General features: G+C 67.3%; 14 protein-coding genes. 4 read left to right on the top strand and 10 right to left on the bottom strand.

The features are described 5' to 3' along the window. Positions 1-69 precede the first annotated feature (69 nt). Positions 70-591 (top strand): lipid A 3-O-deacylase, encoded by a 522-nt coding sequence (pagL, locus tag AC1RB9_RS24275; protein WP_003099307.1) that lies wholly within the window; start codon positions 70-72, stop codon positions 589-591. A 125-nt stretch (positions 592-716) separates the two neighbouring features. Here the strand turns inward: pagL and phrB are convergent, their stop codons facing one another. The 4 genes from phrB to AC1RB9_RS24255 form a co-directional block, all read right to left on the bottom strand. Continuing rightward, the gene (phrB, locus tag AC1RB9_RS24270; protein ID WP_012614560.1) at positions 717-2,162 is read right to left on the bottom strand and encodes a deoxyribodipyrimidine photo-lyase; all 1,446 of its coding nucleotides are present in this window, start codon (positions 2,160-2,162) and stop codon (positions 717-719) included. Continuing rightward, positions 2,159-3,058 (bottom strand): MerR family transcriptional regulator, encoded by a 900-nt coding sequence (locus AC1RB9_RS24265; protein WP_003094990.1) that lies wholly within the window; start codon positions 3,056-3,058, stop codon positions 2,159-2,161. The genes phrB and AC1RB9_RS24265 overlap by 4 nt, the downstream gene beginning before the upstream one ends. A 9-nt stretch (positions 3,059-3,067) precedes the next feature. Further along, on the bottom strand, positions 3,068-4,024 hold the full coding sequence (locus AC1RB9_RS24260) for a DUF523 and DUF1722 domain-containing protein (RefSeq protein WP_003099314.1): 957 nt from the start codon (positions 4,022-4,024) through the stop codon (positions 3,068-3,070). Positions 4,025-4,176: 152 nt separating this feature from the next. Beyond that, the gene (locus AC1RB9_RS24255) at positions 4,177-5,160 is read right to left on the bottom strand and encodes an NAD(P)/FAD-dependent oxidoreductase (RefSeq protein WP_003457069.1); all 984 of its coding nucleotides are present in this window, start codon (positions 5,158-5,160) and stop codon (positions 4,177-4,179) included. 413 nt (positions 5,161-5,573) lie between these two features. On the opposite strand from AC1RB9_RS24255, the gene AC1RB9_RS24250 reads away from it, so the two are divergent. The 3 genes from AC1RB9_RS24250 (at position 5,574) to AC1RB9_RS24240 (ending at position 9,163) form a co-directional block, all read left to right on the top strand. Beyond that, positions 5,574-6,491 carry a TIGR01777 family oxidoreductase gene (locus AC1RB9_RS24250; RefSeq protein WP_003457067.1) on the top strand — a complete coding sequence of 306 codons (918 nt, stop codon included), beginning with the start codon at positions 5,574-5,576 and terminating at the stop codon, positions 6,489-6,491. Further along, positions 6,488-7,510, top strand: coding sequence for a ferrochelatase (gene hemH, locus AC1RB9_RS24245; protein ID WP_003099324.1), 1,023 nt, complete (start codon positions 6,488-6,490; stop codon positions 7,508-7,510). The genes AC1RB9_RS24250 and hemH overlap by 4 nt, the downstream gene beginning before the upstream one ends. Positions 7,511-7,789: 279 nt before the next feature. Continuing rightward, positions 7,790-9,163: a spinster family MFS transporter gene (locus tag AC1RB9_RS24240; protein WP_003099328.1), complete on the top strand. Its 1,374-nt coding sequence runs from the start codon at positions 7,790-7,792 to the stop codon at positions 9,161-9,163. Position 9,164: 1 nt separating this feature from the next. Here the strand turns inward: AC1RB9_RS24240 and AC1RB9_RS24235 are convergent, their stop codons facing one another. Genes AC1RB9_RS24235 through AC1RB9_RS24210 form a run of 6 tightly spaced genes read right to left on the bottom strand, consistent with a single transcriptional unit; the run spans position 9,165 to position 14,959 of the window. Next, positions 9,165-10,112, bottom strand: coding sequence for a Csu type fimbrial protein (locus tag AC1RB9_RS24235; RefSeq protein WP_003099330.1), 948 nt, complete (start codon positions 10,110-10,112; stop codon positions 9,165-9,167). Beyond that, positions 10,109-12,481: a fimbria/pilus outer membrane usher protein gene (locus tag AC1RB9_RS24230; protein WP_003114701.1), complete on the bottom strand. Its 2,373-nt coding sequence runs from the start codon at positions 12,479-12,481 to the stop codon at positions 10,109-10,111. Before AC1RB9_RS24230 ends, AC1RB9_RS24235 begins: the two co-directional genes overlap by 4 nt. A gap of 16 nt (positions 12,482-12,497) precedes the next feature. Then, positions 12,498-13,286 carry a fimbrial biogenesis chaperone gene (locus AC1RB9_RS24225; RefSeq protein WP_003117436.1) on the bottom strand — a complete coding sequence of 263 codons (789 nt, stop codon included), beginning with the start codon at positions 13,284-13,286 and terminating at the stop codon, positions 12,498-12,500. Positions 13,287-13,304: 18 nt separating this feature from the next. Further along, a complete protein-coding gene (locus AC1RB9_RS24220) occupies positions 13,305-13,847 on the bottom strand; it encodes a Csu type fimbrial protein (RefSeq protein ID WP_003099337.1) in 543 nt (180 codons plus the stop codon). After that, positions 13,847-14,380, bottom strand: a complete 534-nt coding sequence (locus AC1RB9_RS24215; RefSeq protein ID WP_003146046.1) for a Csu type fimbrial protein — start codon at positions 14,378-14,380, stop codon at positions 13,847-13,849. Before AC1RB9_RS24215 ends, AC1RB9_RS24220 begins: the two co-directional genes overlap by 1 nt. Before the next feature lie 30 nt (positions 14,381-14,410). Further along, positions 14,411-14,959 (bottom strand): Csu type fimbrial protein, encoded by a 549-nt coding sequence (locus AC1RB9_RS24210; RefSeq protein ID WP_003099340.1) that lies wholly within the window; start codon positions 14,957-14,959, stop codon positions 14,411-14,413. Positions 14,960-15,197: the final 238 nt, after the last annotated feature.

Here is a 15,197-nt window from a genome sequence, read left to right as displayed (position 1 = left end):
TAAGTGCGCTCTTATAATGCGCAGCTTGAATGCGGGGGCTTTCATGCAACTTTCGAAAAGGACGTTTCAATGAAGAAACTACTTCCGCTGGCCGTTCTGGCCGCACTTTCCTCCGTCCACGTGGCGTCCGCCCAGGCGGCAGACGTCTCGGCCGCCGTCGGTGCGACCGGCCAGTCGGGCATGACCTATCGCCTGGGCCTGAGCTGGGATTGGGACAAGAGCTGGTGGCAGACCTCCACCGGGCGCCTGACCGGTTACTGGGATGCGGGCTACACCTATTGGGAAGGTGGCGATGAAGGCGCCGGCAAGCATTCGCTGTCGTTCGCTCCGGTATTCGTCTACGAGTTCGCCGGCGACTCGATCAAGCCATTCATCGAGGCCGGTATCGGCGTGGCGGCGTTCTCCGGCACCCGTGTCGGCGACCAGAACCTGGGTTCCTCCCTGAACTTCGAAGACCGCATCGGCGCCGGCCTGAAGTTCGCCAACGGCCAGTCGGTCGGCGTTCGGGCGATCCACTATTCCAACGCCGGCCTGAAACAGCCGAACGACGGTATCGAGTCCTACAGCCTGTTCTACAAGATCCCGATCTAGTCGGCACGGGCGAAAAAAGCCGGGTTCATCCCGGCTTTTTCATGCCTGCGATTCTTCCGCCCCGCCGCACCGCCCTATGGAAAGAGCGAGCCATTTGGCGGGAGGCGATAGCTCGCTGACGCGCCCTACGCGCGACCATCGCGCGGCGGCAGGTTGCGGAAAGCCGCCAGCGCCCGTTCGCGGCTGGCCTTCAGGTCGACCATCGGCCGTGGATAGTCGACCCCGGCGAACAGCCCCAGGCTGGACGGATCGTGGATCGCCTTGCGCTCCAGGCCGGCCAGTTCCGGCAGCCAGTGGCGGATGAACTCGCCGCGTGGATCGAAGCGTTCGGACTGCGAGAGCGGATTGAACAGGCGGAAGTAGGGGACCGCGTCGGTGCCGGTGGATGCGCTCCACTGCCAGCCGCCGTTGTTCGCCGCCAGGTCACCGTCGATGAGGTGGCGCATGAACCAGCGTTCGCCTTCGCGCCAGTCGATCAGCAGGTTCTTGCTGAGGAACATCGCTACCACCATCCGCAGGCGATTGTGCATCCAGCCGGTGGCGAGCAACTGGCGCATTGCTGCATCGATGATCGGTATGCCGGTGCGCCCCTGTTGCCAGGCTTCGAGTTCCGCCGGGGCCTGGCGCCAGCACAGGGCTTCGGTCTCCTCGCGGAAGGGGCGGTGCCGGGAGACCCGGGGGTAGCCGACCAGGATGTGCTTGTAGAACTCGCGCCAGAGCAGCTCGTTGATCCAGGTCGCGGCGCCTTGCTGGCCGCCGCTGAACTCGCCGCGGTTGGCAACCAGCGCGGCGTCCAGGCATTGCCTGGGCGAGAGTACGCCGGCGGCCAGGTAGGGCGACAGTTGGCTGGTGCCGGGAAGCGCCGGGAAGTCGCGCCGTTCATGGTAGTCGGCCAGATGCTGGTCGGCGAAGTCGCGCAGGCGTTCCTGCGCTACCTCTTCGCCTGCCGGCCAGAGGCGGCGCAAGCTATCGGCCGGCCGCGGGAAGGCGGGCACGGCATCCGGCAGCGGGTCGCTGGCCAGCGCGTGCGGTGGCTGGGGCTGCGGACGCGGGCGGACACCCGGCAGGGCCTGGTACAGCCGTTCGTGGCAGACCTTGCGGAACTGGCTGAACACCTGGAAATAGCCGCCAGTTCGGGTCAGCACCGAGCCGGGGGCGAAGAACAGCTGGTCGAGGTGGCTGTGGAAGGCCACGCCCTGTTCACGCAGGCGTTGGCCGACGGCCTGGTCGCGGCGTTCCTCGTTCACCCCGTATTCCTGGTTGACGTGTACCGCGCCGACTCCCAGTTCCCGACAGAGCCGGCCGATGACTTCCGGGGCTTGCCGCCAGTGGCCGCAGTCGCGCACCAGCAGCGGGATGTTCAGCGCGGCGAGCTGGCGTTGCAGCTCGCCCAGGTTGCGCAGCCAGAAGTCGACCTTGCAGGGCGCATCGTCGTGTTCCCGCCACTGCGCCGGGCTGAGCAGGTAGAGAGCCACGCAAGGGCGCCCATCGGCGGCGGCGAGGAGCGCGCTGTTATCGGTGGTTCGCAGGTCGCAGCGAAACCAGATCAGGTTCATCGGAAGTCCGTTCATGGGTTCAACAGACCTCGTTCGCCGAGCAGGCGGCGGGCTTCCAGGGGCGTGCTCGCCAGCAGCAGGCCAGTTAGCGCCAGGGTTTCGAAGGCTTCGCGCTGGATCTCCACGGCCGGTCCGACCAGCACCACCGGGCAGCTCACCCCTGCCAGCAGGCGCGGCAGGTGCTCCGGATTGAGGCGATGACTGGCGTACAGCAACACGCCGCGAGCTTCCAGGCGTTCGCAGGCCAGGGCCAGTTCGGCCGGTGGCAGCGGCCAGTCGAAGACCTGCAGCGGCACCTCGCCGCTGCCGAGCAACCAACTGCACAGCCAGAGGTTCGGTTCCAGCGACAGCTCGGACTGGTTGACCAGCAGCAGCGGCGCGCCCTGTTGCAGCCGTTGCTGGTGATAAAGGCGGGCGCCCAGCTTGCTGCGCAACCAGGAGAAGAAGAAGGCCCGCTCCATGCGCGCGCCGAACTGTCCCTGCCAGCGTCGTTCGAGGTGCTGCAGCAAGGGTTGCAGAAGCTTTTCGCAGAGGGTCGCTACCGGATAGAGCGACGCGGCCTGGTTGAACAGATCGTCGAGGCGTCGCTCGGCCAGCGCGGCGATGGCGTCCAGCAGCTGTTCGTGCAGGCGTTCCCAGGGGGATTCGACATCCGCCGCCGGGGTTTCCTCCGGACGCTCCAGCAGCGCGCGCACCTGGCTGATGGCGACGCCACGCTCGAGCCAGACGAGTATCCGGCGGATGCGCTCGACCTGCTCTTCGCTGTAGAGCCGGTGCCCCTTGCCGGTGCGTTGCGGCACCACCAGGCCATAGCGGCGCTCCCAGGCGCGCAGGGTGACCGGATGGACGCCGGTCAGACGAGTGACTTCGCGGATCGGCAGGCCGCCGCGTTCGAGGTGGGGCGAGTTCATCGGGAAATCCTAGAGCGCGTTGCGCAGGCCGAGTTCGGTCGGGTGCGGTTGCAGGTAGGCCTGCTGGGCGATGTATGCATGCGGGTGGCGACGGAAGTGGTGCTTTAGCAGGGTCAGCGGTACCACCAGCGGCACGCTGCCATGCCGGTATTGCTCGATCAGCTCGCGCAATTCACGCCTGTCTTCGGTTGCGAGGTCGCGTTTCAGGTAGCCGCTCAGGTGCAGCAACACGTTGCCATGGCTGCCGCGGGTCGCGCAGCGGCGCAAGCCCTGCATCAGCTCGCCGAAGTAGCGAGTGCCGAGGGCTTCCGGCTGGTAGTGGCCGGCTTCGCCGAGCAGGCGGCCGAGGCTGCGGTAGTGCTCCGGCGAATGGGCCAGCAACTGGTACTTGTAGCGGCTATGGAAGGCGACGATGGCCGAATGGCTGAGGCCGCGCTGGCGCAGGGCCTGCCAGTGGGCATGGGCATACACGCGGGTGAGGAAGTTCTCCCGCAGGACCGGATCGTGCAGCCGGCCTTCTTCTTCCACCGGTAGCTCCGGCAAGGCTTCGCAAAGGGCTGCGGCGAAGCGTCCACGGCCTTCGGCGCGCGGCGCGCCGCCGCCTTCTGGATAGACCTTGACCCGTTGCAGCCCGCAGGACGGCGAGCGTTGCATGAAGATGAAACCGTCCAGCGTATCCGCCCGTTGCGCCACCCGCCGCGCATATTCGGCGAGCGCTCCGCCGACCGCCAGGCCGTCGCGGCTCCGCGCCTCGGCGGCTTCCGGAGTGCCTTCCAGGCGAATCGCCGGGCGCGGCGTGCCCAGGCCGATGGCCTGTTCCGGGCAGAAGGAGACGAACTCGACGTGCCGCGCCAGTTCCTCGCAAAGCGCGGATCGCTTGTGGCCGCCGTTGAAGCGCACCGGTTCGCCGAGCAGGCAGGCGCTGATGCCGAGTCGGGGCGTCAGGGAAGGGTGAGATTCGTGCATCGGTGTCGTCTCCCAAGGGGAAAGGAGGTTCGCGCGCAGCTCGACAGCCAGGCGGTCATACGACACATCCTAGAACTTATCTTGTACAGGTCAATGTATTTGTATAGGTATTTTCTTGTCACATCGGGCCGCCAGGCGACGGCCCGATCCCCTCAGAGATGTTCCAGCAGGCGCCGCGCGGCTTCCTGGCCGCTGAGCCAGGCGCCTTCGACGCGGCCGCTGGAGCACCAGTCGCCGCAGGCGTAGATGCCCAGGTCGGGATCGCCGAGGGCGCCCCACTGGTGGGCCTCCGCCGGGCGTGCATAGAGCCAGCGGTGGGCGATGCTGAAGGCGGCTTCCGGTACGGCGCAGCCGATCACTTCGGCGAAGGCGCAGCGCAGGTGCTCGACCACGTCCTCCTTGGCCATGTCGATGTGCTGCCGGCTCCACTGGCTGGTGGCGTGCAGCACCCAGGTGTCGAGGGTGGTGTCGCGCCCCGGCTTGCTGCGATTGCAGGCCAGCCAGGCGATCGGACTGTCGTGCACGAAGCAGCCCTGCACCGGGGTGTCGAGTACCTCGCGGAAGCCCAGCGCCACCGCCCAGGTCGGCTCCATGACCACGCTCGCGGCGGTGGCCGCCAGTTTCGGCACGCTGGCCAGCAGCGGCGTGGCCTGGGGAGCGGGGATGGCGATCAGGACCTGGTTGAACGGACCGTGGTTCTGTCCCTCGGAGTCCTGCAGGTGCCAGTGCTGCTTGCCGCGGAAGACCTCGGTGATGCGGCAGGAGAAGACCACTTGCAGATCGGTGAGCAGGGCGCGGGTGATCGCACTCATCCGCGGGATGCCGACCCAGCGTGGCTGCTCGTCCGGGGAGGGGCTCAGCTGGCCGTCGCGGTATTGGTAGAGAGCGGGTTTCCACTCGTCCACCCAGCCTTCCTCGCGCCAGTGTTGCAAGGCGTCGAGGAAGCGCCGGTCGCGGGCGGTGAAGTATTGCGCGCCGAGGTCCAGCGTGCCGGCCTCGCTGCGCTTGCTGGCCATGCGGCCGCCGCTGCCGTGGCCCTTGTCGAACAGTTGTACGGTCTGGCCGGCGGATCTCAATGCGTGGGCGGCGGAAAGCCCGGCGATGCCAGTACCGATGATGGCGATGGGGACGCTCATGACATGCCTCTCTGGTTGTGTAGCGTCTGGACAGGCGAATCAGGTTTCTTGTACAAGCTTGATTTAATGTACAGTGTTGCGCGTGCTTCGAGGCGCACCTTGCGTCGCGCCGATGGCGCGCTTGCGGCGCACGGCTCGCTTCCTGGCCTGTCGAACCTTCAGACGTTCCGTTCGGAAGTATCAACCGAGTTATCTGAAGAATAGACGGCTGGCGCCGTTCACTAGGGCACCAGTGCGATGCAAGCCCTGTTCCTTGGCTGAGTCGAAAACGACGCCAGGGTTCCCCGGCCGGAGCCGACGGATCTTCCATTCACAGGATAACGCCGGAATGGGGGGAGGATGCACGGTCATCGGGCAGATCGATGTCCAGGGTCCAGACTGAAAGGGCACGCAGGCAAAACGAGGAGACAGCCATGCACATTCTCTTGACCGGCGGTACCGGCCTGATGGGGCGCCGCCTGTGCGCCCGCTGGCGACAGGCCGGGCACCGGCTGACCGTGTTCAGCCGGCGGCCGCAGCAGGTGGAATCGCTGTGCGGCGTCGGCGTGCGCGGCATCGATCGTTTCGACGAGTACGGCGACCAGCCGCTCGACGCGGTGGTCAACCTGGCCGGCGAGCCGATCGCGGACAAACCCTGGAGTCACAAGCGCAAGGCGCTGCTGTGGGAAAGCCGGGTACGCCTTACCGAGCGCCTGGTGGAATGGCTGGACGCTCGCGAGCAGCGCCCGGACCTTCTGTTATCGGGTTCTGCGGTGGGTTGGTATGGCGACAGCGGCGAGCGCCCGGTGACCGAGGAGGGGGCGGCGGCCGGCGAGGATTTCGCCAGCGAGCTATGCCTCGCCTGGGAGCAGATCGCCCGCGAGGCGGAGAAGCTCGGCACCCGTGTCGTGCTGTTGCGCACCGGCCTGGTGCTGGCCCCCGAGGGCGGCTTCCTCGGGCGCCTGTTGCCGCTCTACCGGCTCGGCCTGGGCGGACCGCTGGGTGACGGCCGGCAATGGATGCCGTGGATTCATATCGAGGATCAAATCGAGCTGATCGATTTTCTTTTGCGGCGGCCCGATGCCAGCGGTCCCTATAATGCGTGCGCTCCCAACCCGGTGCGCAACCGCGATTTCGCCAAGGCCCTGGGCCGGGCGCTGCACAAGCCGGCGCGGATACCGACCCCCGGGTTCGTCCTGCGCCTCGGGCTGGGAGAAATGTCCGGATTGCTGCTCGGCGGCCAGCGAGCCTTGCCGCAACGCTTGCAGGACGCCGGCTACCGTTTTCAATTCACCGACCTGGACGTGGCGCTGGCCGATGTCCTGGCCGCCCGACGAAAGGATCAGGCATGACCGAGAATGCCCTGCTGTTGCTCAACCTGGGCTCCCCGGATTCGACCCGGGTGGAGGATGTCCGCCGCTATCTCGACCAGTTCCTCATGGATCCCTACGTGGTCGACCTGCCCTGGCCGCTGCGGCGCCTGCTGGTGTCGCTGATCCTGATCAAGCGTCCGGCCGAATCGGCGCACGCCTACAGCTCGATCTGGTGGGACGAAGGGTCGCCACTGATCGTCCTCAGTCGTCGCCTGCAGGAGGCGATGAAGCCGCACTGGCCGCATGGGCCGGTGGAACTGGCGATGCGCTACGGCCAGCCGGCCATCGAGAAGGTCCTGCTCGACCTGGCACGCCGTGGTATCCGGCGGGTGACCCTGGCGCCGCTGTATCCGCAGTTCGCCGACAGCACCACGACCACCGCCGAACAGGAGGTGCGCCGGGTGATCGCCGCCCATCGCCTGGGCCTGGAGGTCAGCACGCTGCCGCCGTTCTACGACCAGCCGGTCTACCTCGATGCCCTGGTGGAAAGCGTGCGTCCGTACCTGCAGCAGCCCCACGACCATCTGTTGCTGAGCTTCCATGGCTTGCCCGAGCGGCACATCCGCAAGCTGGTGAAGGATCCTGCCCACGACCTGCTGGCCGAGAACAGCCGCAACGTCAGCCCCGAAGCCCTCGCCCTCTGCTACCGCAGCCAGTGCCTGCGCACCGCCGAGGCCTTCGCCGAGCGCGCCGGCCTGGAGCAGGGGCGCTGGTCGGTGTCGTTCCAGTCGCGCCTGGGGCGCGCCAAGTGGATCGAGCCCTATACCGACGCCAAGCTCGACGAACTGGTGCAGCGCGGGGTGAAGCGCCTGCTGGTGATGTGTCCGGCGTTCGTTGCCGACTGCATCGAGACCCTGGAGGAAATCGGCATGCGCGGCCGCGAGCAGTTCATCAGTGCCGGCGGCGAGGACCTGGTGCTGATTCCCTGCCTCAACGACCACCCCGCCTGGGTCGGCGCCCTGGCCGAGATGAGCGGGCGCTTGGCCAGGCCGCTCTGAGAGCCTGTTCATGATCCGCTGCGCGGCGCGGTATGACGGCTTTGAAGTGCTCATTTGCCGCTCGTCAGCTCCGCTTCCCCGCCCAGCTCGCGAGATGCTGGACAGGCTCTGAGCGCATGCGGCGGCGAATGACCTGGCGGTCATTCGCCGGAACCCGCTTCCCGCATTCAGCAGTTCTATAGTCCCTTGCCCTGGGTATAAGCCCGGATGTTGCCGGCTTATCCTGCCTGTCGACCCTCCCTTCGCATCCGCCGCTTCGGCGGCGTCCAGGAGTTCGGCATGCATAACAACAATAACGGCTATCCCTCCAACCTTGCGGCCTGGACCACGGTGGCGATCCTCATGGTCGCCTATGTGCTGTCCTTCATCGACCGGCAGATCCTCAACCTGCTGGTCGGCCCGATCCGCCGTGACCTGGCCATCAGCGATACGGAAATGAGCCTGCTGATGGGCTTGTCCTTCGCCCTGTTCTACACCCTTTGCGGTATCCCGCTCGGACGCATGGCCGACAACCGCAGCCGGCGCGGCCTGATCCTGTTCGGCGTGCTGGTGTGGAGCGCGATGACCGCGGCCTGCGGTCTGGCGCGCAGCTATTGGCAATTCCTCACCTTCCGGGTCGGCGTCGGGGTCGGCGAGGCGGCGCTGTCGCCAGCGGCCTATTCGCTGATCGCCGACAGCTTCCCGCGCGAGCGTCGGGCGACGGCGATCAGCGTCTACTCGATGGGCATCTACCTGGGCTCGGGGCTGGCCTTCCTGCTCGGCGGGCTGGTGATCAAGTTCGCCTCGGCCCAGGGCGACGTGCATCTGCCGCTGTTCGGCGAGGTGCGCCCGTGGCAACTGATCTTCCTCATCCTCGGCGCCGCCGGCGTGCTCTTCTGCCTGTTGCTGCTGGCTATCCGCGAGCCGGCCCGGCGCGGAGTCGGCGCAGGCGTGGCGGTGCCGCTGGGCGAGGTCGGCGCCTACCTGCGGGCCAACCGCAAGACCGTGCTCTGCCACAACTTCGGTTTCGCCTGCCTGTCCTTCGCCGGCTACGGCAGCGGCGCCTGGGTGCCGACCTTCTTCGTCCGCACCCACGGCTGGGACGCCGGTCATGTCGGGGTGGTCTACGGCAGCATCGTCGCGGTGTTCGGCTGTCTCGGCATCGTCTTCGGCGGGCGCCTGGCCGACTACTGGGCGAAGCGCGGGCGCAGCGACGCGAACATGCGCGTCGGGCTGCTCGCCGCCTGGGCGGTGATTCCCTTCACCCTGGTCTATCCGCTGCTGGACAACGCCAATTGGGCGGCGGCGCTGATGGCGCCGACGGTGTTCTTCCTGAGCATGCCGTTCGGCGTGGCCCCGGCGGCGATCCAGGAGATCATGCCCAACTCGATGCGCGGCCAGGCCTCGGCGATCTACCTGTTCGTGGTCACCCTGTTCGGTCTCGGCGTGGGCCCGACGGCGGTGGCGCTGGTCACCGATTTCGTCTTCGCCGACGACATGGCGCTGCGCTACTCGCTGCTGCTGGTGACCCTGGCCGCGGTGCTTGGTGCGGTGGTCCTGCTGGGGATCGGCCTCAAGCCCTATCGCGCCAGCCTGGAGCACCTGAAGGACTGGAGCCTGCGACGGGAAGGCGAGGGCGGCGAGGATTGGAAGGCGTCCCGGCAGCCGGCCTGACTCAGTAGGTGAGGATCACCCGCACGGTATCGCTGTAGGTACCGGCGGGGACGTTGCCCTGGGCCGGGTTGACGATGGCCCGGTACGGCACGTTCTGCGCGGCGCCGCTACCGGTGCCTGCCTGGGTGTTGCTGGTGGTCCAGACCGTCGAGTCTCCCGGTTTGTAGAGGTTGTACTGGATCGCGTTGGCGCCGCTGAGCATTCGCCGCCAGCCGCCGCTGAAGTTGTTGCCGTTGTCGAAGCCGATGGTATAGGTGGCGTTCAGGGTGCAGCGCACGCCAATGTTCTGGTTCACCGCGGTGAAGGCCGAGACCAGCGCGGCGCTGCCGAAGCTGAGGTCCGGAGCGCTGTCGATGAAGCAGTCCTTGAGCACCGTCAGGGTAACGTTGACGCTGCTGCTGGCGGTGCCGTCGTCGTATACGCAGACTGGGCCGATGCCCGCCGCGCACAGGTGCCAGGCCCAGTTCAGGCCGATGGTATCGGTATAGGTGCCGGCCGGCAGGGTCACCCCGGTGGCGGTGCGCAGGTACAGCGGCAGGCTGCCGTCGGTGGCGTTGAACAGGCCGAGGATGCCGAGGAAGGTGGTGCTGCTCCAGCGTACCGTCGAGCCGACGTTGTAGACGGTGCCGCAGCCGTTGTCCTTGCAGATACTGTAGGGCAGGTAGGTGCCGCTGGCGGCGTTGTACAGCCGCGGCGTGGTGCCCAGCGGATTGGCGGTGCTGGCGATGGTCGCGTCGATGGTGTTGGTGCTGAGGATCGACAACAGGCTGCCGGTGCACTTGAAGCCGGTGGTGCCGGTGATGGTCTGGGCGGTGCTGGCCACGGTGAACGAGCTCAGGCTGCCGAAATTGCCGGTGCCGGAGCTGGTGGTGCAGGCGGCGAGCAGCAACGGGCTGGCGCAGAGCGTAGCGAAGCCGAGCAGGCAGGCGGACGTGGAGTGGCGGCTCATGGCGTATCTCCGATCGGGGCCGAGCAGGTCAGCGGGCCGACCTGGCTGACGGTGGGTTTGCGCGTGTCCAGGCGGAAGCGTGCCTGGCAGGCCCGGCCGTCGGGGCGGACCACGCGTAGCTGGTTGTCGCTTTGCAATCCTTCGAAATAGACCTGGCCGTCCCAGCCGACGCTGGCGCGCTGGCCGCTGCCGGTTTCTTCGGCCTGGCTGCCCAGCGGCAGCGGTTCGCCGCGCTCGTCCACCAGGCTGATGCTGGCGGCGACTACGGCACGGATCGGGAAGTCCAGCAGCAGGCCGCTGCCCTGGCGTACCGCCACGCGCTGCTCGACTTCGGGCGCGCTGACGTTGGCCGGAAGGTCCAGCGGCTCGATCTGGAACTTCGCCGGGTAGTAGGCCGCGACCCAGGGCACCAGCAGGTGGCCGTTGTCGTCGGTGCTGCCCATCAGTTGGTTCTCGTAGCGGATCGGCACCTGTGGATAACCCTTGGTGCTGACCAGGACGAAGGCGTCGTTGATCCGGTTGCTGGCGAACACGGCGTTGTCCATCCATACCAGCGAGCCGCTGAGATCGGCCCAGCGCGTGTAGTTGCCGGTCTCGCCATAAAGGCCGCCCTGCAGTTGCACGTTCTGCATGCGCCAGGTCAGGTCGGCCTGCTGGTAGCGGCTGGCGCCGCCGCCATAGCCGAGGTTCCAGCCGAGGCCGCCCTGGCTCGGCGTGGAGCGGCTCCAGATCACCCGCTCGCTGTAGCGCCGGTCGCTGTCGCGGGTGACGCCGATGTTCAGCAGGCCGTTGATGTCGAAGGGAATCACCAGTTGCATCAGCGCGCTGTAGCCGTCGCCGTCGAGATCCTTGTTCAGCGCCAGGTAGAAGCTGCTGCGGCTGCCGATCGGGCGGCTGTAGGAGAGGTTGGCCAGGCGCGTGCGGCTGCCGTCGCGGGCGCGGATGTCGAAGTAGCCGGTACCGATGGTGCCCTGCTCGTCGAAGGTCAGGCTGGCGGTAGCCTGGTCGGTGCGCCGGCTCAACTGGTACTCGCCGTCCAGGGTGCCGAGGTCGCCATAGCCGGCGCTGCGCTCGATGTGTTGCAGGCTGAGGCCGAGCCGTCGCGAATAGTAGGAGTAGCCGAGCAGGTATTGCTGGCCGCTGTCGCCCTGGCCGTCGCTGCCGCTGGCCGCCAGGCTGAGGGTGCCGAAGGTGGCCACGGCGATGTCGCCGCCGATGCCGAGCAGGCGCAGGTCGCTGGCGGCCTCGGCGTGGGTGGAGAGGGTCAGGCGGTCGCTGACGCCGTAGCGATAGATGCCGCTGGCGGCATTGTCGGCATAGGAGAAGTTGCGCAGGCCGTAGTCGTCGCGCAGACGCCCGACGGACAGGTCGAAATCGCTCAGGCCGCGCGCCAGCAGGGTGTTGGATACGTAGAACGGCAGGCTGGTCACCACTTGTCGGCCCTGGGCGTCGGTGGTCACCACCGTGGCTTCGCCGGCTCCGTTGATATACGGCACGTTGCTGATGGCGAAGGGACCGGGTTGCAGGTCGGCGCTGCTGGCCTTGTAGCCGTTGATGAAAAGGTCGACGGTGCTGGGTACGGCGGCCTGGCCGTCGAAGCGCAGCAGCGGATAGGTGACCAGGTCCGGACGTACGCCGAAGTTGCGGGCGAAGCGAAAGCCGCCCATGCGTACCGGGGTGGTCCAGTTCAGCGCGCCGTTGACGTAGTCGCCCAGTTGGTAGCTGTGCATGTTGCGTTCGTCGTTGTACAGCCAGTAGGTGTCGTAGCGCAGGTAGCGGCTGTCGAGGTTGTCGGCGTCGCCGAAATAGCGGGTGTAGACGCCGGTGTTGGAGATCACCCCGAAGCCGTCGAACAGGCGTTGCTCGAGCAGCGCGGAAAGCCAGGGCGTGGCGCCGTCGGCGGGGTCCGAGTAGTACAGGTCGTAGTTGAACAGCGCGCCGAGGCTGCTGCGCGCCGGGGCGCGGGCGACCAGTCCGGGATCGTCGAAGCGCTGCTCCGGCAGCCAGTCCGGCGGCACTTGCAGGTGCAGTTGCTGGCTGGCGCTGTCATAGTCCGCCCGGACCTCGGGCAGGGCGTCCACCGCGACCTGTCCGGCGGGGTTGCCAGGCAGGCGCACGCCGGCTTCGCGCAGGGCCGCGGCGTCGAGCAGGTAATGGCCATCGGCGGCGTTGACCGGCACCACCTGGCCGCTGTCGCGGCCGTTGATCACCAGTTCCAGGTAGTAGAGGACGTTGCCGCCGCCGGACGGAGCGGGTTGCGGCGGCGGCAGTCCGGCCAGGTAGTCCGCCGCATGGACAGGGGAGAGCAGCGCCAGGCCGATCAGTAGCGAGCGGTGGCGGCGAGAGCGCCGCTGACACGGGCGAGGCACGGGACCGACGTCCGCCTCAGTACCCGGGAACGCTGATCGGCGCGTCGTTGTCCGCCAGTTGCAGTTTCAGGGTCATGCCGGAGTCCGGCAGCAGCCCCGGCGGCAGCGGCCAGCGCATCTGCCGGCCGGGCAGCACGTAGCCGAGAAGGCCGTCCAGCAGCGCCAGGCTGCGGCCGTTGCCCTCCCAGCGGACATGGCTGAGGCGGGCGTGCACGCTACCCTCGTTGCGCACCTGCAGGTAACGCTTGCCCTGTTCCTCGACCAGCCGCCAGGCCAGCTTCGGCCGGGTCGCGTCGGCCGGGTCGCGCTCGACATCGCTACGCGGCTGGGTCCAGACGCCGTCGGCGCTGACGAACAGCGGTACCGAATAGCGCATCTGGAAGTGCAGGGCGAGACCGGGGCTTCGTTGCGTCTGCCCCGCGTCGCCGTCGGGCACTTCGTCGATCAGCACCCGGTAGGCGTCCTCCGGCGTGCTGGGCTGGCCGCCCTGGCGGATCAGCCGGACCAGTTGCCGGCGGCCCGGCTCGACCTTGACGAAGGGCGGGCTGGGAATCACTGCCTGCTGGTTGCGATAGACGTCCTGGAAATCCGCCTGGGACCAGCCGAGCACGCGCACCTGCAGGGTCACCGGTTGCTTGCCGCGATTCTCCAGCCACAGCGCCGTGGCCGGCTGGTCGGCTTCGATGGCCGGGTTGATCGGCCAGATCAGCACCGCACTGGCGGCCTGTGCCGGGCCGCCCAGGAGCAGCGCCAGCAGCGCCGCAAGCCAGCGGCCGGGGCGGAGAGGTAGGTGTGGACTGGGCATGTGATCCTCCATGACGGCTCAGAACGAAAGGGTGACGGTGACGGTATCGCGGTAGTTGCCGGCGGACGGCAGGCTGCCGACCGCGAACAGGCGCGCGTATACCGTGTAGGTCTGGGTGCTGGCGGGAAAGTTGGCGATGGTCCGCGCGAGTGCCCCGTTGCCCCAGACCTGGGAGTAGGCGGCATCCTGGTAGAGCTGGTAGGCGAGGGTCTCGTTGCCGCTCACCCGCTTCAGGTAGCGCTGGCTGCTGCTGCCGCCATTGACCCCGTAGTCGAGGGCGACGGAGACGGTCATTCCCGGAGTGCAGGTCAGGACGATGGAGCCGGCCCCGGAGCTGCTGGCGACGTTAACCGGACTGGCCAGGTTGCCGAGGGTGCCGAAGCTCAGGGTGCCGAGGTCATAGGCGTTGTTGCTGATGGCGGTGCCGAAGGCGCAGCCGTTGGCGACCACCGCCTGGACCTGGAAGGCGCGGCTGATCGGCGATGGATCGGCATGCGCGACCAGGTTCGGCAGCGGGAGCAGGAGAAGCGACAGGAATAGACGCCGGCTGGACATCGGCATCACCAACTGATGGTCACGTTGACGGTGTCGCGGTAGGTCCCGGCGACCGGCGTGGTCTGTGCCGGCACCAGGCCGTAGATGGGGTACCACTGGTCGTTGCCGTTGCCGGTGGCGGCAACGCCGGTGGTGTTGTCCCAGACGATGCCGCCGGGGCGGTCGCTGTACAGGTTGTAGGTCAGGGTGAGGGCGGTGTTGGCGATGTTCGCCATGCGCCGCGTGGCGACGCTGCCGTAGAGCCCGCCGTCGAGCGTGATCGCATAGGTCTGGCCGCTGACGCACCTGACCCGGATGGAGCCTGCGCCTTGCTGGCTGGTGGCGCTGATGGCGTTGTTCAGGGAGGCGTACTGGCCGAAGTCGAGGGTGCCGAAGGTGATCGCGCCGCCGCTGCCGACGCTACCTGCCTCGCAGGCCGGGAGCAGCGTGGCGCTCAGGACGATGGTGGCGGTCTGCGCGTTTGCCGGGTTGCAGCCGAGCAGGCAGAGCAGTCCTCCGGTGAAGTAGCGGTTCAGGCTCATCGGTCCCCCCAGGACCATGCTGCCTGGCGCCGCGCCTGGCGGCGCGTCTTACCAGGCGATGGTGACCAGCAGGGTGTCGGTGTAGGTCCCCGCCGTCGGCGTGGGTGTGCTTTGTCCGGTGGGCACCACGCGGCCATAGAGGGGGATGTTGACCGCGGTGCCGGTGGAGACCGAGGAGATGTCCACCGGTGTGTTGGCCTGGATCAGCGCGCTGCGCGCGGCGTCCGAATAGATGTTGTAGGCGATGGTGCTGCTGGTGGTGGTGGTGTTCTGCATGTAGCGCTGGCCGCCGCTGGCGTGCAGGCCTGCGTTCACCGTCAGGCTCGGGGTCAGGCCGGTGCTGCACTGGATCTGGATATTGCCGCTGGTGCCGACGGTCTGCGCGTCGACCACGTTGGTGAGGTCGGAATGGCTGCCGAAGTCCAGGGTTCCCCACTGGTTGATACCGCCGCTGACGCTGCCGTTGATGATGGTGCAGCCGGCACCGATGACCATCTGCACGCCGACCTGGCCGATCAGCGTACCGGCGGCCTGGGCGGTGCCCAGCAGGCTGGCGCAGGCACAGAACAACAAGACTGCCGGAATGCGTTTATTCATCTCTAACTTCCTGTCGATAACGAATGTCGGTGGCGCAGGACGATGTTGGCGGATAAATAAAGTTCCCACGACTTTAAATGATCGGCCTTATATATCCGCCAAACTCGAAGTTCATGGCTGGCGACGCGCCGGGTGCGGCGCAGAGCGGCTCGCCAGTCATGCTTGACTGGCTATATAGCAGCGCGAATAAGCCTCTGCCAGTTAGATGACGTGATTATTTGGAAAATACAGGGAAGTT

Source organism: Pseudomonas sp. 20-5, assembly GCF_056782835.1.
The sequence above is the reverse complement of the archived record's forward strand: the minus strand, read 5'-3'. Positions and strand labels throughout refer to the sequence as shown.